Origin of the sequence: Clostridium sp. LIBA-8841 (genome assembly GCF_034439435.1) — a bacterium.
Classification (GTDB): domain Bacteria; phylum Bacillota; class Clostridia; order Clostridiales; family Clostridiaceae; genus Sarcina.
The window spans coordinates 1,014,651-1,035,842 of the sequence record NZ_JAPCKJ010000001.1; the positions used below are offsets into that span (position 1 = coordinate 1,014,651).

The 21,192-nt window shown below is 30.1% G+C and carries 21 protein-coding genes; 1 reads left to right on the plus strand and 20 read right to left on the minus strand.

The genetic code is table 11. The features are described from left to right. Window positions 1–6 precede the first annotated feature (6 nt). The 4 genes from OIF33_RS04440 to OIF33_RS04455 all read right to left on the minus strand — a co-directional run bounded on the left by OIF33_RS04440 (window position 7) and on the right by OIF33_RS04455 (window position 5,294). Window positions 7–894 (minus strand): PH domain-containing protein, encoded by an 888-nt coding sequence (locus OIF33_RS04440; protein WP_322503014.1) that lies wholly within the window; start codon window positions 892–894, stop codon window positions 7–9. Between the two features lie 279 nt (window positions 895–1,173). Next, a complete protein-coding gene (rpoD, locus tag OIF33_RS04445; RefSeq protein WP_322503015.1) occupies window positions 1,174–2,283 on the minus strand; it encodes an RNA polymerase sigma factor RpoD in 1,110 nt (369 codons plus the stop codon). Between the two features lie 26 nt (window positions 2,284–2,309). After that, a complete protein-coding gene (dnaG, locus tag OIF33_RS04450) occupies window positions 2,310–4,097 on the minus strand; it encodes a DNA primase (protein WP_322503016.1) in 1,788 nt (595 codons plus the stop codon). Window positions 4,098–4,265: 168 nt separating this feature from the next. Further along, window positions 4,266–5,294: a deoxyguanosinetriphosphate triphosphohydrolase gene (locus OIF33_RS04455; RefSeq protein WP_322503017.1), complete on the minus strand. Its 1,029-nt coding sequence runs from the start codon at window positions 5,292–5,294 to the stop codon at window positions 4,266–4,268. A gap of 248 nt (window positions 5,295–5,542) precedes the next feature. Here OIF33_RS04455 and OIF33_RS04460 point away from each other — a divergent pair, with 248 nt between their 5' ends. Next, the gene (locus OIF33_RS04460) at window positions 5,543–6,622 is read left to right on the plus strand and encodes a CotS family spore coat protein (protein ID WP_322503018.1); all 1,080 of its coding nucleotides are present in this window, start codon (window positions 5,543–5,545) and stop codon (window positions 6,620–6,622) included. Between the two features lie 47 nt (window positions 6,623–6,669). On the opposite strand, the gene ppdK is transcribed toward OIF33_RS04460, so the two are convergent. The 16 genes from ppdK to OIF33_RS04540 form a co-directional block, all read right to left on the minus strand. Then, window positions 6,670–9,300, minus strand: coding sequence for a pyruvate, phosphate dikinase (gene ppdK, locus OIF33_RS04465; RefSeq protein ID WP_322503019.1), 2,631 nt, complete (start codon window positions 9,298–9,300; stop codon window positions 6,670–6,672). Between the two features lie 101 nt (window positions 9,301–9,401). Next, entirely contained in the window at window positions 9,402–10,034 is a 633-nt protein-coding gene (locus OIF33_RS04470) for a helix-turn-helix transcriptional regulator (protein ID WP_322503020.1), read from the minus strand. 200 nt (window positions 10,035–10,234) lie between these two features. Continuing rightward, a complete protein-coding gene (locus OIF33_RS04475) occupies window positions 10,235–10,864 on the minus strand; it encodes a DUF4342 domain-containing protein (RefSeq protein ID WP_322503021.1) in 630 nt (209 codons plus the stop codon). A gap of 5 nt (window positions 10,865–10,869) precedes the next feature. Continuing rightward, window positions 10,870–11,601, minus strand: a complete 732-nt coding sequence (gene recO / locus OIF33_RS04480; RefSeq protein ID WP_322503255.1) for a DNA repair protein RecO — start codon at window positions 11,599–11,601, stop codon at window positions 10,870–10,872. Window positions 11,602–11,622: 21 nt separating this feature from the next. Next, window positions 11,623–12,513: a GTPase Era gene (era, locus tag OIF33_RS04485; protein ID WP_322503022.1), complete on the minus strand. Its 891-nt coding sequence runs from the start codon at window positions 12,511–12,513 to the stop codon at window positions 11,623–11,625. An 8-nt stretch (window positions 12,514–12,521) separates the two neighbouring features. After that, window positions 12,522–12,920 carry a cytidine deaminase gene (locus OIF33_RS04490; RefSeq protein WP_322503023.1) on the minus strand — a complete coding sequence of 133 codons (399 nt, stop codon included), beginning with the start codon at window positions 12,918–12,920 and terminating at the stop codon, window positions 12,522–12,524. Window positions 12,921–12,959: 39 nt separating this feature from the next. Continuing rightward, on the minus strand, window positions 12,960–13,658 hold the full coding sequence (locus tag OIF33_RS04495) for a diacylglycerol kinase (protein WP_322503024.1): 699 nt from the start codon (window positions 13,656–13,658) through the stop codon (window positions 12,960–12,962). Between the two features lie 26 nt (window positions 13,659–13,684). Then, the gene (ybeY, locus tag OIF33_RS04500; protein ID WP_322503025.1) at window positions 13,685–14,191 is read right to left on the minus strand and encodes an rRNA maturation RNase YbeY; all 507 of its coding nucleotides are present in this window, start codon (window positions 14,189–14,191) and stop codon (window positions 13,685–13,687) included. A 2-nt stretch (window positions 14,192–14,193) separates the two neighbouring features. Further along, window positions 14,194–16,251 (minus strand): HDIG domain-containing metalloprotein, encoded by a 2,058-nt coding sequence (locus OIF33_RS04505; protein WP_322503026.1) that lies wholly within the window; start codon window positions 16,249–16,251, stop codon window positions 14,194–14,196. Window positions 16,252–16,288: 37 nt separating this feature from the next. Further along, window positions 16,289–17,425, minus strand: coding sequence for a sporulation protein YqfD (yqfD, locus tag OIF33_RS04510; protein WP_322503027.1), 1,137 nt, complete (start codon window positions 17,423–17,425; stop codon window positions 16,289–16,291). Window position 17,426: 1 nt separating this feature from the next. Then, window positions 17,427–17,708, minus strand: a complete 282-nt coding sequence (yqfC, locus tag OIF33_RS04515; protein WP_322503028.1) for a sporulation protein YqfC — start codon at window positions 17,706–17,708, stop codon at window positions 17,427–17,429. A gap of 199 nt (window positions 17,709–17,907) precedes the next feature. Next, window positions 17,908–18,357: a GatB/YqeY domain-containing protein gene (locus OIF33_RS04520; protein ID WP_322503029.1), complete on the minus strand. Its 450-nt coding sequence runs from the start codon at window positions 18,355–18,357 to the stop codon at window positions 17,908–17,910. 49 nt (window positions 18,358–18,406) lie between these two features. Beyond that, the gene (gene rpsU, locus OIF33_RS04525; RefSeq protein WP_003451446.1) at window positions 18,407–18,583 is read right to left on the minus strand and encodes a 30S ribosomal protein S21; all 177 of its coding nucleotides are present in this window, start codon (window positions 18,581–18,583) and stop codon (window positions 18,407–18,409) included. Between the two features lie 119 nt (window positions 18,584–18,702). Further along, window positions 18,703–19,047, minus strand: a complete 345-nt coding sequence (locus tag OIF33_RS04530) for a histidine triad nucleotide-binding protein (protein ID WP_322503030.1) — start codon at window positions 19,045–19,047, stop codon at window positions 18,703–18,705. Window positions 19,048–19,118: 71 nt separating this feature from the next. Next, window positions 19,119–20,423 carry a tRNA (N(6)-L-threonylcarbamoyladenosine(37)-C(2))-methylthiotransferase MtaB gene (mtaB, locus tag OIF33_RS04535; RefSeq protein ID WP_322503031.1) on the minus strand — a complete coding sequence of 435 codons (1,305 nt, stop codon included), beginning with the start codon at window positions 20,421–20,423 and terminating at the stop codon, window positions 19,119–19,121. After that, window positions 20,423–21,175: a 16S rRNA (uracil(1498)-N(3))-methyltransferase gene (locus OIF33_RS04540; protein WP_322503032.1), complete on the minus strand. Its 753-nt coding sequence runs from the start codon at window positions 21,173–21,175 to the stop codon at window positions 20,423–20,425. Before OIF33_RS04540 ends, mtaB begins: the two co-directional genes overlap by 1 nt. Between the last annotated feature and the right edge of the window lie 17 nt (window positions 21,176–21,192).

The window sequence follows — 21,192 nt, forward strand, 5'->3', positions numbered from 1 at the left end:
CACTTTCTACAAAAAATTTAATAGTGTTTGTATCTGAGAAACCAAAAACACCAATGATATTATTAAGGACACATAAATATATCTTTGAGCTAATTTTTTATCGTATTTAGCACAAAAATGACTTGCATAATAAATACATACTAACAAAATCATATTCATTATGCCATATATAATTTGCCTTACAGCAAAATCCTTTGCATTTCCAAAAGTACAAGGAATAAAATGTGCATTAAAGTCAATTGGCATTTTATCAGGCATAATCCCAGATAAATATAATATAGAAGGTATCAAAATAATTGCTAATATTATTAATGATGTTATTATAAATGGAATATAAAATCCCTTATCCTTTATTATTGCCCTTGCATTATTAATCTTTACCTTAAAACTTTCTTCTTTTATGCCTTTTGATATTATTAACTCTTTGAACTTTTCAAATTCATCTGGAGATAATCCATAACTTATCTCTTCAGTGTGTATGTATATAACCTTTTTCCCAGAAGTTACAAACATACGCGCAAGCCCTACATTATGAACAACACATCTACCAAAACAATATTTATGCTTTCCAAAACCAGATAATTTAAATCCATTTATAAACTTATCTTGTTCTAAAAAACCATTTACATCTTTAAAATTTATCCTAAGTTTTTTTAATCCTTTAAAACAGTTTATTTCAATGTAATCATCATTAACTTCATAAACTAAGGATAAATCCAGTAGAATATAATAAATGCATATAATACTGTAAACAAAGCTTGCTACTATTACTAGGTTTCTTTCTAAATAACCATTCATTATGTCATTTAGTATTGCTAACAATACATTTCCTAATAAGAAATATGCCAAAACTTCAAATACGCCTTGGCCTCTTCTAGCCTTAAATTTTGTCATTTACTACTTCACCTCATTGTAATTATATCATAAAATAAAGCTTTCTTCAGAACTCACTCTTCTCTATTCATATAGACTGTACATACTTTATATGAATAATAAAATTTATCTGCTCCTTCAATAAAATGAATTCTTTAAACTCTACCTCAAATTCTTTATAAATAAGATTGTATTTTAAACCAATGTTGATTTTAGATAGAACTGTAAGCCCATCTTAATAAGCAACTTAGAGTTTCATTATCTATGGAAATATAAAAAAAGATTAGTACCATAAAGGTACTAATCTAAATAATCTTTTAATTTTTTACTTCTACTTGGATGTCTTAACTTTCTTAAAGCTTTTGCTTCAATCTGTCTAATTCTCTCTCTAGTTACGTTGAATTCTTTACCAACTTCCTCAAGAGTTCTAGCTCTTCCATCATCTAATCCAAATCTTAGTCTTAATACTTTTTCTTCTCTAGGAGTTAAAGTATCTAAAACATTGATTAATTGCTCTTTTAACATTGTGAATGCAGCTGCTTCTGCTGGTGCTGGAGCATCATCATCAGGTATAAAGTCACCTAAATGTGAATCTTCCTCTTCACCTATTGGAGTTTCTAATGAAACTGGTTCTTGAGCTATTTTTAAGATTTCTCTTACCTTATCAACTGGCATATCCATTTGTTTTGATAATTCCTCTGGTAATGGATCTCTTCCTAACTCTTGAACTAATTGTCTTTGAATTCTTATAAGTTTGTTTATAGTTTCTACCATATGAACTGGTATTCTTATAGTTCTTGCTTGGTCAGCAATAGCTCTAGTTATCGCCTGTCTTATCCACCATGTAGCATATGTTGAGAACTTATATCCTTTTCTGTAGTCAAACTTTTCAACAGCCTTTATAAGACCTAAGTTACCTTCTTGTATAAGATCTAGGAATAACATTCCTCTACCAACATATCTTTTAGCTATACTTACAACAAGTCTTAAGTTAGCCTCTGCTAATTTTTTCTTAGCATAGTTGCTTCCTTCTTCTATTTTCTTAGCAAGTTCTATTTCATCCTCTGATGATAATAGTGGAACTTTACCTATTTCCTTTAAGTACATTCTTACTGGGTCATCAATAGCAATTCCCTCTGGAACAGAAAGATCTAATTCCTCTTCCTCTTCCTCTTCTTGCTCTATTTCACTTATTACCTCTATACCCATTGATTCTAGAACTTCATAGATTTTTTCTATTTGTTCTGGGTTTAATTCTATTTCATCAAGTTCATCCATTATCTCCTTGTAAGTCAATGAACCGCTTTTTTTCCCTTTATCTATAAGCCTTTTTACTAAGACCATTTTGTCAACTTTTTCTTTTACTTCTTTACCTTCACTTTTTTTCGCTTTTGTTGTTTTAGCTTTCATTTTATTACCTCCTTCCGCCATTAAAACTACTTACTCCTTTCTAGTTCTTTTAGTTTATCACTTATTTCTTTAGCTCTTTTAACTAAATCAAGTGATTCCTTAAACATATTGTTTTGTTCACAAATTTTTAGTTCTTTAAGTACAGTAGTCTGTTCTTGCTCTAACTTATATTTTTTAATAAGATTAACATAGTCCTTAACAAGAACTTCTATATTAGAAGAATGATCTAGAATAAGTAAGTCTTTTACTTCTAACCATTCCTTTAAAACTTTTGGATCTTCACACTTAGCTTCTACATGCTTTTCTAAATCGCCAAATCCCACTTCATTTATGGAATCATTGATTATTTTTTCTAATGATTTAATATTAGGAGATATTAAATCATCCTCTTCTAAGTATTTTTTTACTAATGAATGGTTTTCCTCCATACAAAGAAGTTTTAAAACACTTCTTTCACATTTAACATAAGGAGGCTCTACATATAATTTTGTTCCATATTCTTCCTTATTATTCACATTTTCATGGTTTTTATTGTTATTTGTCAAATTTTTATTTAATAAATCATAAAATGCTTGTTCTTTTATGGATGTTTCTTCTGAAATTTTCTTTATGTATACATCTTTTTCTATTGGATTTAAATCTGATAATATATCCACAACTCTTTCAGCATACTTTATTAATCCATTGTTATCTGAAAAATCTATACCGATTCTAGCTCTATGAAGCTTATAATCTATAAGTTTTTTGGCAGATTGAATTAATTTTATAAAAGCTTCTTTACCATTTGCTCTTATAAATTCATCTGGATCTTTACCTTTTGGTACTGTTAGTACTCTAACATCTAATCCAGCATTTTGCAATATCTCAAGTCCTCGTATAGTAGCCATTTGTCCAGCAATATCTGCATCATATGAGATTATTACTCTGTCTACATATCTTTTTAATAACCTAGCTTGATTATCTGTTAATGCAGTTCCTAGAGAAGCAACTACATTAGTTATTCCATATTGGTGAAGTGATATACAATCCATATATCCTTCAACTATTATTAATGTTCTTTCTTTTAATCCATGTTTTATAGCAAAATTTAAAGCATATAAATTAGTTCCTTTGTGAAAAACTAGTGTTTCTGGAGAGTTTAAATATTTTGGTTTTGAATCATCTAAAACTCTACCACCAAAACCTATTACACTCCCTTTATAATCAAATACAGGAAAAATAACTCTATTCCTGAATCTATCATAAAAAGTTCCCTTTTCACTCTTAATTCCTAATCCAGCAGCTTCAATAGCTTCATTATTGAATCCTTGTTTTCTAAGATAGTTTATGGTATTTTGCCATCCTTCCTTAGCGTATCCAAGTCCAAAGCTTTTTAATATATTTTCTTTTATTCCTCTTCTTAAAAAATATTCCTTAGCTTCCTTATTGTTTTGGAGATTAGAAAAGTAATATCTAGCAGCTTGCTTATTTATGTTATATAAAACTTGTTTTTTTCTTTGTGTTTCACTTTGTTTTCCATCCTCTATAGGAATTATTATGTTAGCTCTATCAGCTAATTCTTTAACAGCATCCACAAAGTTCAAATTTTTAGTTTTCATAACAAAGCTTATTACATTTCCAGCTTCTCCACATCCAAAGCACTTAAATATTTGTTTATCAGGAGAAACACTAAAAGACGGACTCTTTTCATGATGAAATGGACATAAACCAGAAAAATTCCTTCCTGCTCTTTTTAGTCTTACAACATCAGAAACAACATCAACAATATCGTTTTGCTCTTTAACTTTTTCTATAATTTCTTCTGAAATTCGCAAGAACTCTACTCACCTTCTTAATATTTTTTGACAATTAATTATTATTCGACATCAATTGATAAATTCCTTCTCAAATTTTAAATATAACTTTTTTTTTATTATTTTTCAAGTCTAAATTTATAACAATTATATTTTGGCAACATTTAGTTCTAATTATTCCAAAAATATTTAATAAATCACAAACTTTGGAACATATATCTTATTAAACTCATTTGTACAGTAATCATCGGTCATTCCAGCTACGTAATCGGCTACCCCTCTATGTATTCCTTCTGATTCACATATATCCTTATATAATTTCGGCATTTCATTCCAATTCTTATAATAATGTTCTATGACCTTACTCAATACAAACTCAGCTTTTTTCCTCTCATCTTCTAAATATTTTCCTAAATATATATTATCAAACAAAAATTTTCTAAGCTGAATAAAGGCATATCCTATTTCTTCACTTAAAGATACCTTGAGTTCTCCTTGTTCCATATTTTTAATTGTATTAAAAACACAATCTTTAACTAAAGTTTCTATTCTTTTACTCCCACTATTACCTAATTTATTAATTATTTCCTTAGGTAGATCTTCTTCTTTTAAAATTCCCGCTCTAATTGAATCGTCTATATCATGATTTACATAAGCTATCTTATCTGCAAACCTAACAACTTGTCCTTCAAACGTTCCTGCGACTTTACTAATATTTGAAAAGCCACTATGATTTAATATTCCATCTAAAACTTCTTTTGTTAGATTAAGTCCTAAGCCATCCTTCTCTATCTTCTTAACAACTCTTACACTTTGCTCATTATGCTTAAAACCACCTGGTAGAAAATCGTTTATAACATCTTCCCCAATATGAGCGAAAGCTGCATGACCTAAATCATGACCTAAAGCAATAGCCTCTATTAAATATTCATTTAATGAAAGAGCTACGCCTATGGTTCTTGCTACTTGAGAAACCTCTAAAGTATGCACAAGTCTAGTTCTATAATGATCACCATAAGTTCTTATAAAAACTTGAGTTTTTCTCTTTAATCTTCTAAATGATTTACTATGGATTATTCTATCTCTGTCAACCATAAAGCAAGTTCTTATATCATCTGGCTCTTCAAATCTTTCTCTTCCTATTGATTCTTCTGAAAACTTTGCGACTTTATTTAACTTTATTCTTTCGAAAACTTCAATATTCTCTCTTATTTTCATAGCATCACCTATTATATATATTCTATTCCCCTATTTAAAATCCTTTTATATTATATAAATTTTATATAATAGCCATTAATTTTATAATCTATATTTTAAAATCTAAAATATTATGCTTTTTTAACCATTTAATTTACCAACTTAACTATTATTTTATTTAAATAACTAAACTATTTCACATTTTAAAGTATAATCTAAACTTAATGATAATATGCTTATATTAAGGAATTTTTATTAGGAGGTCAATCATGGGAAAGCATTCTAACCGTTTTAATGAAGCCGATGAAGTTTTAAGTGCTGTAAAAACCATAGTTTTACCTATGTATAACTTAGAAAATTATTCAATAGAAAATATAAAATTTAAAAATACAGATAAAAATAGAGCTGTTTATAAACTTATTGATAATATCTATAATCCTACTAACATTTTCTGTTTAAAGAAGGTTTATTATGATGAGGGTACTTTATTATTCATATATTCAGTTATGGAATGGTTTGCTAGAAACGAAATTAAACTTCCAAAAATTCTTCCTTCAAAAGTTAATGGTAGATTCGTTAAAGCAAACAACATGCTTTTCATGCTTTCTCCATGGGTTGAAGGAGAAAAATGTAGTTTTGATAATTTAGAACATATTCTACTATCTATAGAAAATCTAGCTAAAATGCATAGCTGCTCAAGAAATTTTAAACCAATTAAAGGTAGTTCAATTAAAACTGGGTTTGATAGTATCTACATATCTACCTTAAAGCATTTTAACAAAATTCTTTCATCATTTAATATGGCTACAAAAATTGAAAATAAGGATAAATTTTCATCAATATTCTTAGATATCTTTGATGATAACCTCTATTTAGCCAAAGAAGCACTATTAGTTTCTAGCTCTATAGATGATAAAAAACTTAGCAAATCTCTTTGTCATGGTGATTATGTAAATAAAAACTTAATAATTAATAATTCTGAAGTTTGGGTAATAGATTTTGATAAGTCTTCTCTTAATTACTCTATGTACGACTTATGTTATTTTATGAGACGCTTATTAAAAAGAACATCTACTAATTGGGACATAGAATTAACTAAAAAAATACTTAAGACATACAATTTAATTACACCATTTACTGAGGACGATCTTAAATATATCTTCTCATACCTATCATTTCCTCAAAAATATTGGCGCTTATCTAAAGATTATTATAATAACATGAAAAAATGTAGTAAATCAATGTTTATAGAATCTCTTAATGAAGTAGCTAATAATACATCAGCCCAAGTTAGGTTTGTTGAAGAATTGAGAATATTATTTTTAACCGAATTTAAAGTTAAATTATAAATAAAGGAGTATTCATAATGAATACTCCTCTTATATTATTTTATTTATTATCTCTTATTTTTAACTTGTGCTTGTGCAGCTGCAAGTCTTGCTAATGGAACTCTGTATGGTGAACAACTTACATAATTTAATCCTAAGTTGTGGCAGAATTCAACAGATGAAGGATCTCCACCATGTTCTCCACATATACCTAATTTAATATCAGGTCTTGTTATCTTACCTTTTTCACAAGCAATCTTCATAAGCTCTCCAACACCAGTTTGGTCCAGTTTAGCAAATGGATCTTGCTCATATATTCCTTTTTCATAGTAATCTTTTAAGAACTTAGCGGCATCATCTCTTGAGAATCCAAATGACATTTGAGTTAAGTCATTTGTACCAAATGAGAAGAACTCAGCTTCCTCTGCTATTCTATCAGCAGTTAAAGCAGCTCTTGGAATCTCAATCATTGTTCCAACCTTATAATCTAATTGAACACCTTTTTCTTCCATTACTGTCTTAGCAGTTTCAACAACTACATTCTTAACATATTTTAATTCTTTTATATCACCTATTAGAGGAATCATTATTTCAGGAACTATATTATATCCTTTATTCTTTTTAACCTCTATAGCAGCCTCTATAACGGCTCTTGTTTGCATCTCAGCTATCTCTGGATAAGATACTGCTAAACGACATCCTCTATGTCCCATCATTGGGTTAAATTCATGTAATTCAGCAACTACAGCCTTAATTTCCTCTACACTAACACCAATTTCCTTAGCTAATGTATTTATATCAGCTTCCTCAGTTGGTAAGAATTCATGTAGAGGTGGATCTAAGAATCTGATTGTAGCTGGTCTTTCTTCTAAAGCTTCATACATTCCTATAAAGTCTTCTCTTTGCATTGGTAGAAGTTTTTCTAATGCAACTCTTCTACTATCTTCATTCTTAGCTAATATCATTTCTCTAACAGCTAAGATTCTATCTTCAGCAAAGAACATATGCTCAGTTCTACATAATCCTATACCTTCTGCACCAAACTCAACAGCTTGTTTAGTATCTCTTGGTGTATCAGCATTAGTTCTAACCTTTAATTTTCTTATTTCATCAGCCCATCCCATGAATGTAGCAAAATGCCCTGTAATTTCAGGAGATACTGTCTTAACTTGCTCTGCATAGATATTTCCTGTTGAACCATCTATTGAAATGTAATCTTCTGAAGTTAATACCTTACCGTCAACTTCTAAAGTTCTAGATTCTTCATTAACTTTTAATTCTCCACATCCAGCTACACAGCAAGTACCCATTCCTCTTGCAACAACAGCTGCATGAGAAGTCATTCCTCCTCTAACAGTTAAGATACCTTCTGCAGCTATCATACCTTCGATATCTTCTGGTGAAGTTTCTAATCTTACTAATACTACTTTTTCACCATTTGCTTTTCTTTCCTTAGCCTCTTCAGCTGTGAAAGCTATTTTACCACATGCAGCTCCTGGTGATGCTGGTAAGCCCTTTGCAACCACTGTAGCCTCTTTTAAGCCATCAGCAGCAAAAGCAGGGTGAAGTAATGTATCTAATTGTTTAGGCTCAACTTTTAATATAGCCTCTTCCTTAGTTAACATTCCTTCCTCAACCAAATCAACAGCTATTTTTAAAGCTGATTGAGCAGTTCTCTTACCATTTCTAGTTTGAAGGAAATATAATTTTCCATCTTCTATTGTGAACTCCATATCTTGCATATCTCTATAATGCTGTTCTAATGTATTAACTATATCTGTAAATTGCTTATATATTTCAGGATTTTGTTCTTCTAAATGACTTATTGGTTGAGGGGTTCTTATACCTGCAACAACATCTTCACCTTGAGCATTCATTAAATACTCACCATATAACTCATTATCCCCATTAGCTGGGTTTCTTGAGAATGCAACTCCAGTTCCTGAAGTTTCTCCCTTATTACCAAATACCATCTCTTGAACGTTAACTGCTGTACCCCATTCCCCTGGAATATCGTTTAATCTTCTATAAACAATAGCTCTTGGGTTATTCCATGATCTAAATACAGCTGTAACAGCCTCTATAAGTTGCTCTTTTGGATTACTTGGGAAATCTTCTCCTTTTTCCTTCTTATAAAGCACCTTAAATTTTCCTACTAAATCTTTTAAGTCTTCTGCTGTTAAATCAGTGTCTATTTTATATCCTTTTTCTTCTTTAACTTCATCTAATAAATCTTCAAAAAGCCTTTTTTCAACACCCATTACAACATCAGCAAACATTTGAATAAATCTTCTATATGAATCATAAGCAAATCTTGGATTATTTGTTAAAGTAGCCATAGCTTCTACTGACTCATCATTTAATCCAAGGTTTAGAATTGTATCCATCATACCTGGCATTGAAACTCTTGCACCTGATCTAACTGATACTAATAAAGGATTTTCAAGAGAACCAAATTTTTTACCAGTTATCTCTTCTAACTCAGCCATTTTATTTTCAATTTCCTCAATAATGCCTTGAGATATTTTTTTACCATCTTCATAATACTTATTACATGCTTCAGTTGTTACTGTAAATCCTTGTGGAACTGGTATTCCTAAAATAGTCATCTCAGATAAGTTAGCACCTTTTCCACCTAATAAATTTTTCATACTTGCGTTACCTTCTTTAAAAAGATAAACATACTGCTTTTTCTCCATCTCAATACTCCTCCGTTCAATACTATAGTTGAATTTTTATATACTAACAGAGAATACTCTCTGGTAGTTACCCATTTGATCTTTCTTTTTAACCATATTTTTTAATTCTCTCCAAGCTTAACAAATAACTTAGTTATGTTAGTCTTAGACACTTTTCCTATGATCTCTAATCTCTCTTTTCCTTCATTTTCTTCAATTCTCTTTACAACTGGTACGGAGTCTATCTCATGTTCTATTATTTTTTTTGCTACATCAAAAGCGCAGTCTTCTTCTACAGCACATACTATGTTAGGCATTCTTGTCATGATAACACCAACAGGAACCTTATATATATCTGTTCCTCCTATAGCGACCTTTAAAAAGTCTTTTCTGGAAACAGCTCCTGTTAGAACTCCTCCATTTTCTACAAACATAGTTCCTACATCATTCAAAAATAGATGTACTATAGCATCATGAAGCATAGTTTCTTCACATACTGTAATCGGTTTAGACATAATGTCTTTAACCTTTATATTTTTTATCTTTTCATAGATGAAACTGTTTGAGGGTTTGTCTGAATATATATATCCAACCTTTGGTCTCGCATCTAATACGCCAATCATTGTAAGTATTGCAAGATCTGGTCTTAAGGCTGCTCTTGTAACCCCTAACTTGCCTGCTAAAGCTTCTGAAGTTATGGGTTGACCCTCTTTTACAAGTCTAACTATTTCTTCCTGCCTTGGTGTTAATTTCAATTTGAATGCTCCTTCCTTTAAACAAACTAGGAACAAAAAGGAATTTATTAAAGTGATTTTTTATATATTAATTGTAACACAACATAAATCTTTTTAGTATAGCAAATTTTCTGAAAAATCATTCAAATCTGATAATTATCACTTAAATTCCTTTGGTTTTTTCCTTTTTATTCCATTTTCCTTTAATTTACATCTACTTGCTAGTCAACATCATCAAATTTTACTGTATATGTAAAATTTGTTTCATTTTCTAGCTTATTATGATGCTTATGAAATTTGTTTATTTTACTTTCATTTGTTTTTCCATTTTCTCTTTTTTCTTTCATATCACTTGCTACACTAAAAGCCTTATCCTTTAGTCCAAATGCTTTTCCTTTAATATCACTAGCCGCATTTTTAACTATTTTATTCACAACCTCAACACTACCATCAGCTTTAGTTATTTCTATAGTTATTTTTGTAGCTATGGCTGCAACAACACTTACAGCTAATATGCTTGGGAATATCACAGCAATTGCTCCTGCTGCTATACCTGCATTAACTGGTATATCAGTTAAAACTTTATCATCCTTAAGTATTCTTACTCTTGATACATTTCCTTTATCAATTAAATCTTTTAAGAATTTCTTTATTTCTTCAAAGCTCTCAGCTTTTTCTTCCATTACCTTTTCTTCTTGTACTTTGCTCTCTTCTTCTCTTTTTTTCTCGATATATATTAAAGCATTTACCACATCACCATCACAAGCCTCTAACGCTTCTTTAGCTTCTGCATAAGTAGCATATGTTCTTTCTATTACTTGGTCTACTTTTTCTAATGTTATTTGACTCATCTAAATCACTCCTTTATAAACTTTAACATTTCTAAACTTTTAGGTTTTCTTGAATAAACAGAAGATATTATGAAGCTAGTTACTTTGAAAAGCTCATCTCTTACCTCTTCTGTCAATGTTAATCTATACACCTTATCCAAAGAAGTATTATTTAAGAACCTAAGAGCATTATATGTAGCTTTATTTATATAAAGTCCATGTTCCTTTGGACATTTATCACATACTCCTCCAAAGTATCTTAAACTAATATAGTTTGAAACATTTAATTTACTTTTACAAAATACGCAGTTATCAAATCTTAATCCATACCCTGTGTATTTTAATAATTTAAGTTCAAAAGCCCTTATTAAAAGTTCATAACTTATTGCCTCTGTATTTAATAAATAAAGACATGTTATGAACTCCCTATATAAGTTGAAATTTTCCTCTTCATCCTGTAGTGATATATCAATAAGCTCACATAAGTAAGATGCGTAAGTAAGCTTTTCTAGGTCAGTTAAAGATGTCTGAAAAGAAGTCCTTATCTTCCCTTCAGACAATCTGTATAAACCTTTTCCCTTGAATAATAAATAATCGCCATAGCATAAAGGGTGCGTTAATGAAAAAAGTCTACTTTTACTCTTTTTTGCACCCTTAGCTATAGCTGTTACCTTACCCATTTTCTCGGTAAAAATCCAAAGCAATTTATCGTTCTCTTTATAATCTTGAGCCTTAATGATAACTCCACCACTCTCTATAAGTGCCAGAAGCTATCCCTCCTATTTAAGTTTTTTATATCCTAATTCCTTTAGTAGTGAAGTATTATCTCTCCACTCTTTTCTAACTTTTACCCATATTTTTATATTAACTTTTTCTCTTAAAAATCTTTCTAATTCAAATCTAGCTGTTGAACCAATCTTCTTAAGTGTTTGACCATTCTTTCCAATTATAATTCCTTTATGTGATGCTTTCTCACATATTAAATCTACCTCTATGTTATACTTTCCACTAGTATCTTGTTTCATTTGTATAACATCTACAGCAATACCATGTGGAACTTCTTGACTTAAGTTTTTAAGAGCTTTTTCTCTAACTATCTCAGCCACAACAAATCTCTCTTGAACATCTGTTATCATATCATCTGGATAATATTTAGGACCCTCTGGTAAGTATTTAACCATAAGCTCTAGAAGCTTATCTGTATTCTTACCTTTCATGGCTGATATAGGAATCATTTCTGCAAAGTCATACTCCTTTGAGAATAACTCTAAAGTTTTAGCAACCTTTTCTGGAGAACTCTCATCCACCTTATTTAATACGAATATAACAGGGGCTTTTTGGTTTTTAAGTTGCTCTATTATGAACTTATCACCTCTACCAACCTCGTCACATGGATTACTTAAAAATAATACTAAATCTACATCTTTTATAGAATCTGTAGCACTATTTACCATATACTCACCTAATTTATGTTTAGGCTTATGTATTCCTGGAGTATCAACGAAAACCATTTGATAGTCATCTCCAGTTAGTATTGTTTGGATATTATTTCTTGTTGTTTGTGGTTTATTAGAAACAATTGAAAGTTTTTCTCCCATTAATAAGTTTGTTAATGTTGACTTACCTACGTTTGGTCTACCAACAATTGTTATAAATCCTGATTTAAACATACTTCCTCCTATTTTTCTAGATCTTCTTTAGTGAATGATCCAGGTAAAATTTTATCTAATGTTGTCTCTATATAATCATCTTCACTTTTAATTATGAATATCTTTATATCTTTATTTTCTGCAAATTCTACTATTACCTGTCTACATATACCACATGGATATGTATATGAATTTAAATCTCCTACTACAGCAACAGCCTTTATAACCTTTGCTCCTTCAGAAACTCCTTTGAATATTGCAGTCCTCTCAGCACAGTTTGTTGCTCCAAATGATGCATTTTCAATATTACATCCTGTATATATCTTACCATTCTCAAATAAAACAGCAGCACCCACCTTAAAATTTGAATATGGGCAATATGCTTGCTCTCTTGCCTCTAAAGCTTTTTTTATAAGTTCATTTTTCATATAATTCATCCTCCATTCTAATTTTAGACACTAAATTTATCAACTAAATATTTTAAATATTAAAATTGTTATAAGCGTTCCTAATAAGGCCCCTGCAATAACTTCCCATACACTATGAACCTCTGAATCGACCCTACTCTGGGCTGTTATTAGAGCCATTAAATAACTAAGTATTATTATAATATGAGAGTTACTTATGAGTGATATAGCCGTAGCTATTGAAAAGGCTATTGCACTATGTCCTGATGGCATACCACCTTTTAAAGGTGTTCCTTCTCCAAAATAAGCTTTTGCAGCAATTGTAACTATACATACTATTGTTAAGACTATGAATACGATATACGGCTCTGTTGCCTTGACCCTATCCATAATTCTAAAAGTTATATTGCTAAGCTCATCCCAAAATATAATATACCCTACTAAGACAGCATTTATAGCAGTTATAAGTACTGCTCCAGCCGCTGTATTCTTAGCAATTTTAGCTAAAGGATGATAATAGTTTGTGCTTAAATCTATAGCACTTTCTATAGCGGTATTAATAAGTTCTGCCGCTATTACCATGGTTATTGTTATAGCTAATATTATAAACTCTATTTTGCTTATATCATAAACAAAACAAGCTGATAATATAATTAAAGCAACTATAAAATGTATTCTCATATTTCTTTGAGTTCTTAAGGCATATATTATACCATCTATTGCATAATTAAAGCTATCAATAAGTTTTCTTACCTTCATAATATTCTCCTAAACAAATTCATACCTTAGCTTTCTCTTGTTATATTTAACTTACCAAGTAACTCCTCTTCTCTTCCTCTCATTCTAGCCTTTTCTTCTTCCTCCATATGGTCATAACCTAGAAGGTGTAAAACTGAATGTGTCACTAAGTAGCAAGCCTCTCTTTCAAATGAGTGATTAAACTCAATACTCTGTTCCTTAGTTCTCTCTAGAGATAAAACTATATCACCTAATATAAGCTCATCTCCATCAAAATAACATTTATCAAACTCATGTTCTAAGTAAACATCCTTATAAACCTTATCCTCTGGATAATCAATCATTGGAAATGATAAAACATCTGTGGCTCTATCTATTCCTCTTGTTTCATTGTTTATTCCTCTTATTTCATCATTATCTACAAAAACTAAAGAAACTTCACAATCTTCTTTCACTTTTTCTTCTTTTAATACAAATGATATAACCTCTTCTAGTTTTTTCGTTAGCTCTTCAGTAACTTCAAATTTATTCTGTCTATCATCTATGAATATCATAATTACTTATTCTCCTTTTTATTGTTATCATCTGGATACTCTATTCTTTCATGATGTATTCCATTTAAAGCTTTTAAGAAACATTTTTTTATTTTACTTATGTCTCTAAGAGTAAGATCACAATTATCTAATTGTCCAGTTGCTAACTTATCATCAATAATATTATTGATCATTTTTTCTATTTTCTCTTCAGTTGGTTCATTAATCGATCTAACAGCTGCCTCTGTGGAGTCCGCTAACATTAATATCCCTTGCTCCTTACTCATAGGTTTCGGACCAGGATATTTGAAATCCTCTTCCTTAACTTCATCTGGGTTTTCAGAATTATTCTTAACTGTTAAATAAAAATATTTAACTAGAGTTTCTCCATGATGAGTAACTATAAAATCCTGTATGGTTTTAGGTAAATTATATTCCTTTGCTAAATCTGAACCATCCTTAACATGGGATAGTATTATTTTGCTACTTACCTCTGGTTTTATCCTATCATGAGGATTTTTCTTTCCTATTTGATTTTCTCTAAAGAAATATGGTCTCTTCGTTTTACCAATATCATGATAGTAAGCACCAATTCTTGCCAATAGAGGATTCCCGCCTACTTGCTCTGCTGCTAACTCTGCTAAGTTAGCAACTAAAATACTATGATGATATGTTCCTGGTGCCTCCATAAGTAATTTCTTAAGTAATGGATTATTAGGATTAGATAATTCTAATAACTTAGCATTAGTTACTATATCAAAAGTTGATTCAAAAAATGGTAATACACCTATTGTAAGTATTCCAGAAAGTACAGCTCCAGCTGCTGCAAATGTACTATCTGCAAGTATTTCCATAAAGTTATTTGTTGTTAAAGTCCCAACACTAAAGGTTAAAATTGAACTTAATACAGCAACAGTTATTGAAGAATATAGGATATCATTTCTCTGTTGCATTTTTCTTAATAATGTTCCTCCTAAAACAACATTTAAAACAGCAAGAACTATTATGTTTGGGTTAAATCCTACTGCCCCACCTATTAGAATTACATTTAGCATACTAAATACCAGTGATATTTTATAATTTAATAGAAGTGTTATTAACATTGGCATACATGCTAATGGTATTATATAATTTGACATCATACCAAATAATCTAGCCAATATAACTGGAAATACATTTAATATGCTTATCATAACTATTTTTGAAAAATCTTTATTGATATCAGGATAGTATTTATTTATATATCCATATTGAAGATACATAACTATAATTACCAAAACTCCTAAAGCTAAATAAATATATAGGCTTGAGCCTGAATCATTTAGTAATCCTAAGGTACCTAAAAGCTCTAATTGATGAGCTGTAACAGGCTCTCCTTCATTAACCACTATTTGATTTTTCTTTATCATGACTGGTGGAACTTGTTTTAAAGTTTCTTTTATAAGATCATCAGTTTTTTCTTTATCATAAAAAAAGTTTGGTTCTATTAAACTAATAAAGTTTAGGGCAACTCCCTTTGCTGAATCACTTAGATCACTAGAAGCTATATAATCTGTATACACCTTTTTAGCATCACTTAAATCCTGTGTATTTCCATCTTCAATAGGAGTTTCATATGCTTTATTTAAACCTTCTACACATGTACTTTCTAACTTTTTAACCTCTTGTTCATTCATAGAAGCAAGTATATTAGCCTCTGCATCTGTTATTTTAAAGGGTACTCTTGGTATAAGTTTAGCCTTTTCTTCTTCTGTTTTATCTTGAATAACTATTTTATCAATAGTAGCAAAAAATCCCCTTATCTTCTCTTCACTTTGTTTTTGAACATCTGTTCTTAAAGAATACTGCTTATCAACTTTTTCTTCTGCTTCTTTTTTTCTTGCTTCAGTAGCCGATTCATCAATTATTTCTCTATGGGCTTTTATGTCTGCTTTTGGTATATCTCCAACTTTCAAGTCATATTTTCTAGTTATTATACCAGTCATTAAAGTACAGTATAAAACTATAAATGTTACGATATATAGGATTATCTTTTTATAATCCTTAAATATATCAATTATCTTTTTCTTAAATTTCCCCATAACTACTCATCTTCTCCTCATTAGGTCATACTTTTATCTAATAATTTAAAGCTATATTTTGTTCTACTACGAAAAGAACCTTTAACTTAATCTTGCCTTCACCTAAATCCTCAGTTGTAATTATTTTATCTACTATTTTAGCTTGCTTACTTATTTCTTTATTTATAGATTTGCTCATTAACTCAACAGCATTATTTATTATGGTTTCCTTATCTTCAGCTATATCATTATCAATCTTTTCATAGTATATGTTTCTATTCACAAACTTTCCTTTACTTTCTATTTTATCATACTTAGCAAACTCTTTAGTAGGCTTTTTTAGATAAATTTTCTTACCCATTATTTCCAAGTATATATCACTATCTTTCTCTCCTGTACGTTCTTCTTTTTTACCGGCAACTTGTAATTCAATAGACTTTTCATAAAAGGTATTTGCTGTAACCTCTCCCTTAGCATCAACCTCATATTCACCACCCTCTATTCCTTGTTGTGGAATTATAAGAACATCTCCTTTTTTTACTATATCTCCTTCTTTAACAACTGCTGTCCCTGAAGTTGTATATATCTTTTTAATTTCTCCATCCATAGAGGCCACAATATTTTTTAATTCTTTATTTTCATTTTCTTCTCTTATTTTAGGACTGACCTTCTCTTCAACTTTTATTTTCAAGGTTCCACCTTCTATACGGGCATTTACCCACATTATGTCTCCATGTCCATTCTCTAATTTCTTCTCTAATCCATATACATTAACACTACTTTTCTTGACCCCAGGTTTAATATTAAATTCATTAAGCATAGTTCTAATTTCAAAAGGAGCTATATTCTTCTTAGTTTCTATGTCTATTCTCCATATAAATCCTGAATAAATATATAACCCAATTAAAAATATTAAAGCTCCAACAAATACACTTATGGATTTTTTAGCTCTAGCTAAGAAGAATATCATTCCCTTAGCTGAAATTATTTTAACTTTTCCATCTAATCTTTTAACATAACCTTTTAAATTCCCATAGTCAGAATAATCAATATTTAAAGTTACAGTTACTACATCTATTTTTCTTACATTTTCAACATTTATACCATTCTTCCATAAAACATTTAAAAGTTTATTTATATCAAAGGTCTTAATTTCAACTTTTATTTGTCCTTTTTTCAAAAAATCTAATCTCATCTTAAGCCTCCTCAAAACTTAAATTCTTAAGCTTTCCTGTTAAGGCAATGGTTCCAGCCCCTATAAACCTTATTTCCATATTTACTCCTTCAATTTTGATAAGACCTAAAATGCTATTTACTTTAATTTCGTCGTCTTTAAAAACCTCTATACCCTTATGATTTTCTATAACAATTTCGCTTTTTCCATGCACAACTATTTTAGGCTCACCATTAATTATCTCTTTAGGTAAATCTAACTCTTCAGCAATTTTATTAGTTACTTGTCTTAATTTATCTCCCACATTCAGACCTCCTACAAAATATTTTCATACTAATCTATGAAAATTTATTTTTTTTTATTCTTAGATAAAAATAGTTAAAACAAATAAAAAGGCATACAAATAGCCTTTTAAGCCATTCATATGCCTTTTAAATAATAAAATGGATTTTCCAAATTTTTATTTCTTTAACCAAAATAAAAGAGAGTTCCTTAGAACTCTCTTACTTATTTAAATATTCTTTTACTAATTGACTTACAAGTTTACCATCAGCTCTACCAACTGTTTGTGGTCTAACCTTTGACATAACTTTTCCCATGTCTTTTATGCTATTTGCACCCACTTCTTCAGCTGCGATTTTTATGATATCTTTTATTTCTTCTTCACTTAACTGCTGAGGAAGGTAATCTAACAAGATTGCAATCTCACTATTGTTTTGATCAACTAAATCCTGTCTATTTCCCTTTTCGAATTCAAGCGCAGCTTCTCTTCTTTGCTTGATTTCTCTTGCTAATATTTCTATAACCTGTTCATCCTCAAGCTTAACACCATCAGTTTTTTCAACCAAAAGTATTGCTGACTTAGCAGTGCTTAGAACTCCAGCTTTGAACTTATCCTTAGCCTTTAAAGCCTGCTTCCAGTCTTCTTGAAGTCTTTCTTTAATAGTTGGCATTTGTATACCTTCTTTCAAAAGAAATTATTCTATAAATTTAAACCAAAAACTATTTGAATTTTCTCTTTCTTGCAGCTTCTGATTTTTTCTTTCTCTTTACGCTTGGCTTTTCGTAGTGTTCTCTTTTTCTTACTTCTGAAAGAACTCCAGCTCTAGCGCATTGTCTCTTAAATCTTCTTAATGCTTGCTCTAATGATTCGTTTTCTTTTACTCTGATTTCTGACATTCTTTATCCCTCCCTCCGCTAGCGTAAATTATTAATGTAATTCACAGCCATGGGCTAAATAACACACGCTATATTATACAACACAGGCTTCTTTAATGTCAAGAAGTTAAATCTAATTTTTAGCCCGGTGGCCACTTTAAATTTCTTCCTCCAAGAACATGAAAATGAATATGGCCTACTGTTTGCCCACCTTGTTCTCCACAATTAGTAACAACTCTATAGCCATTTTCTGCGATTCCTTGTTCCTTTACTAGTTTATTAATAGTTTTGAATATGTGTGCAAATACTTCTGCATTTTCTTCATTTACTTCATTTAAACTAGCTATGTGCGCCTTTGGAATAACTAAAAAATGTACTGGCGCTTCTGGACTTATATCATGAAAAGCTAAAACTTTATCATCTTCATAAATCTTTTTACTTGGAATTTCTCCAGCTACTATTTTACAAAAAATACAATCTGACAACATTCTCACCTCCCCAAAGTATGAATCTATTCTTATATATTATACCTCATTTTGAATGTAAAATTATGTTTTTATAATATTATTTCTCCATGAGCTACTTCATCTTCAAAGGAGTCTATTTTTACGTTTAATATTTTACCTGAAACATTACAATCAGCCTTAGCATTTACCTTTATATAATTTCTTGTATATCCAGTATAAACACCACTACCTAATTCAACTTCCTCTTCAAACAAAACATCAATAACTTTTCCTACGTATTTTTCTGCAAAAGCTTTCTCATTAATTCTATTTAATTCAATAAGTTTTTTACTTCTTTCGTCTTTTTTATTTCCATCAACTTGATTCTCCATATTTTCTGCTCTAGTACCTTTTCTAGGACTATACTTAAATATGTGAGTTTTTGAAAGAGCAATTCTCTTTAAGAATTCATAAGTTTGTTCAAACTCTTCATCAGTTTCTCCTGGGAACCCAACAATTACGTCTGTTGTTATAGAAACATCCTCTATTTTATCTCTTAAAAGATTTACTATATCTTCGTATTCTTTTGCAGTGTATCTTCTATTCATTCTCTTTAATGTAGCATCACATCCACTTTGAAGTGATAAATGGAAATGAGGGCATAATTTCTTAAGAGCTAGTATTCTTCTTACAACATCCTCTGTGAAGAATGTAGGATCTATTGAACCTATTCTAACTCTCTCTATTCCATCTATTTTCTCTATTTCTTCTAATAAATCAACTAATGTTATCTTTTCATCTAAATCTACACCATAAGATGCTGTATGAATTCCTGATAATATTATTTCCTTAAATCCATGATCTGCTAAGCTTCTAATTTCTTCTAATACCTTTTTAGGGTCTTTTGAACAAACAGAACCTCTTGTGTATGGAATTAAACAGTAAGCACAGAATCTATTACATCCATCTTGTATTTTTAAGAATGCTCTAGTCTTATTGTTGTATTCTTCAATTTTTAAGTCTTCAAAAACTTTATTCTTTAAAACAGCACCAACTTTAACTTGTTGCTTACCTTCATCTTTAGCTTTATTTACGTAATAAACTATTTCACCTTTGTTTCTTGAACCTAAAACTACATCAACACCTTCGATTCCTGAAACTTCTGTAGGTGCTATTTGAGCATAACATCCAACAACAGCTATAATAGCTTCTGGATTTTGTCTTCTAGCTCTTCCTATTATTTGTCTAGATTTTTTATCTCCCATGTTAGTTACACTACAAGTATTAACTACATACACGTCTGAGATTTCATTGAAATCTACAACTTCATATCCTTCTCTAACAAATTTTTCAGTCATAGCTTCTGATTCATATGTATTAACTCTACATCCTAATGTAGCAAATGCAACTTTCATTAAATCTTTCCTCCTAAATCACCAAGCTCATACTGAATAATTGAAACACAAGTAAATCCTGCTGTTTCTGTTCTTAAAATTCTTGGTCCTAAAGTTACAATATGAGCTCCTTTTTCTTTTAGGGCTTCTATTTCACTTTCTTCAAATCCGCCTTCTGGTCCAACCATTATTCCAACATTCTTTATACTATTTTTATCCCCTATAGAATTAACCATAGCTCTTATTCCGTATCCTGTAGCATTTTCATAAGGAATAACCATAAGGTCTAGTTCATCTATTTTATCTAAAACCTCTTGAAAGCTCATTGGCTCAGATACTGTTGGTATAACAGTTCTTTTACTTTGCTTACAAGCTTCTAAAGCTATTTTGTTTAATCTATCTAACTTTTTAAACTCACCTTTTAACTTAACATCTACTCTGTCAGTTATTGTTGGAATTATATCTGAAACACCAAGTTCTACGCACTTTTGAACTATTAAATCCATTTTTGCAGCCTTTGGCATTCCTTGAAACAAAGTAATATGTAGATTACTTTCATTGTTCACATCAAGCTTCTCTAAGATTTTGATAGAAACCTCTTGTTTATTGACCTCTTCTACCTCACCTAAAAACTCTTCACTTTCAAGGTTATTTACAACAACCTTCTCACCTGGTTTTACTCTTAAAACCTTATAAATATGTTTAACATCCTCACCAGTTATCACTGCATGAGTATCTGAAAACATATGAGCTGGTGTAAAAAACTTATGCATAATTTCATACTCCCCTA

Coding starts and splice junctions, on each gene's coding strand:
- OIF33_RS04440 (WP_322503014.1), bottom strand. CDS start 894: ATGACAAAATTTAAGGCTAGAAGAGGCCAAGGCGTATTTGAAGTTTTG.
- rpoD (WP_322503015.1), bottom strand. CDS start 2,283: ATGAAAGCTAAAACAACAAAAGCGAAAAAAAGTGAAGGTAAAGAAGTA.
- OIF33_RS04455 (WP_322503017.1), bottom strand. CDS start 5,294: ATGAAAATAAGAGAGAATATTGAAGTTTTCGAAAGAATAAAGTTAAAT.
- OIF33_RS04460 (WP_322503018.1), top strand. CDS start 5,543: ATGGGAAAGCATTCTAACCGTTTTAATGAAGCCGATGAAGTTTTAAGT.
- ppdK (WP_322503019.1), bottom strand. CDS start 9,300: ATGGAGAAAAAGCAGTATGTTTATCTTTTTAAAGAAGGTAACGCAAGT.
- OIF33_RS04475 (WP_322503021.1), bottom strand. CDS start 10,864: ATGAGTCAAATAACATTAGAAAAAGTAGACCAAGTAATAGAAAGAACA.
- era (WP_322503022.1), bottom strand. CDS start 12,513: ATGTTTAAATCAGGATTTATAACAATTGTTGGTAGACCAAACGTAGGT.
- OIF33_RS04490 (WP_322503023.1), bottom strand. CDS start 12,920: ATGAAAAATGAACTTATAAAAAAAGCTTTAGAGGCAAGAGAGCAAGCA.
- OIF33_RS04495 (WP_322503024.1), bottom strand. CDS start 13,658: ATGAAGGTAAGAAAACTTATTGATAGCTTTAATTATGCAATAGATGGT.
- ybeY (WP_322503025.1), bottom strand. CDS start 14,191: ATGATATTCATAGATGATAGACAGAATAAATTTGAAGTTACTGAAGAG.
- OIF33_RS04505 (WP_322503026.1), bottom strand. CDS start 16,251: ATGGGGAAATTTAAGAAAAAGATAATTGATATATTTAAGGATTATAAA.
- yqfD (WP_322503027.1), bottom strand. CDS start 17,425: ATGAGATTAGATTTTTTGAAAAAAGGACAAATAAAAGTTGAAATTAAG.
- OIF33_RS04520 (WP_322503029.1), bottom strand. CDS start 18,357: ATGCCAACTATTAAAGAAAGACTTCAAGAAGACTGGAAGCAGGCTTTA.
- rpsU (WP_003451446.1), bottom strand. CDS start 18,583: ATGTCAGAAATCAGAGTAAAAGAAAACGAATCATTAGAGCAAGCATTA.
- mtaB (WP_322503031.1), bottom strand. CDS start 20,423: ATGAAAGTTGCATTTGCTACATTAGGATGTAGAGTTAATACATATGAA.
- OIF33_RS04540 (WP_322503032.1), bottom strand. CDS start 21,175: ATGCATAAGTTTTTTACACCAGCTCATATGTTTTCAGATACTCATGCA.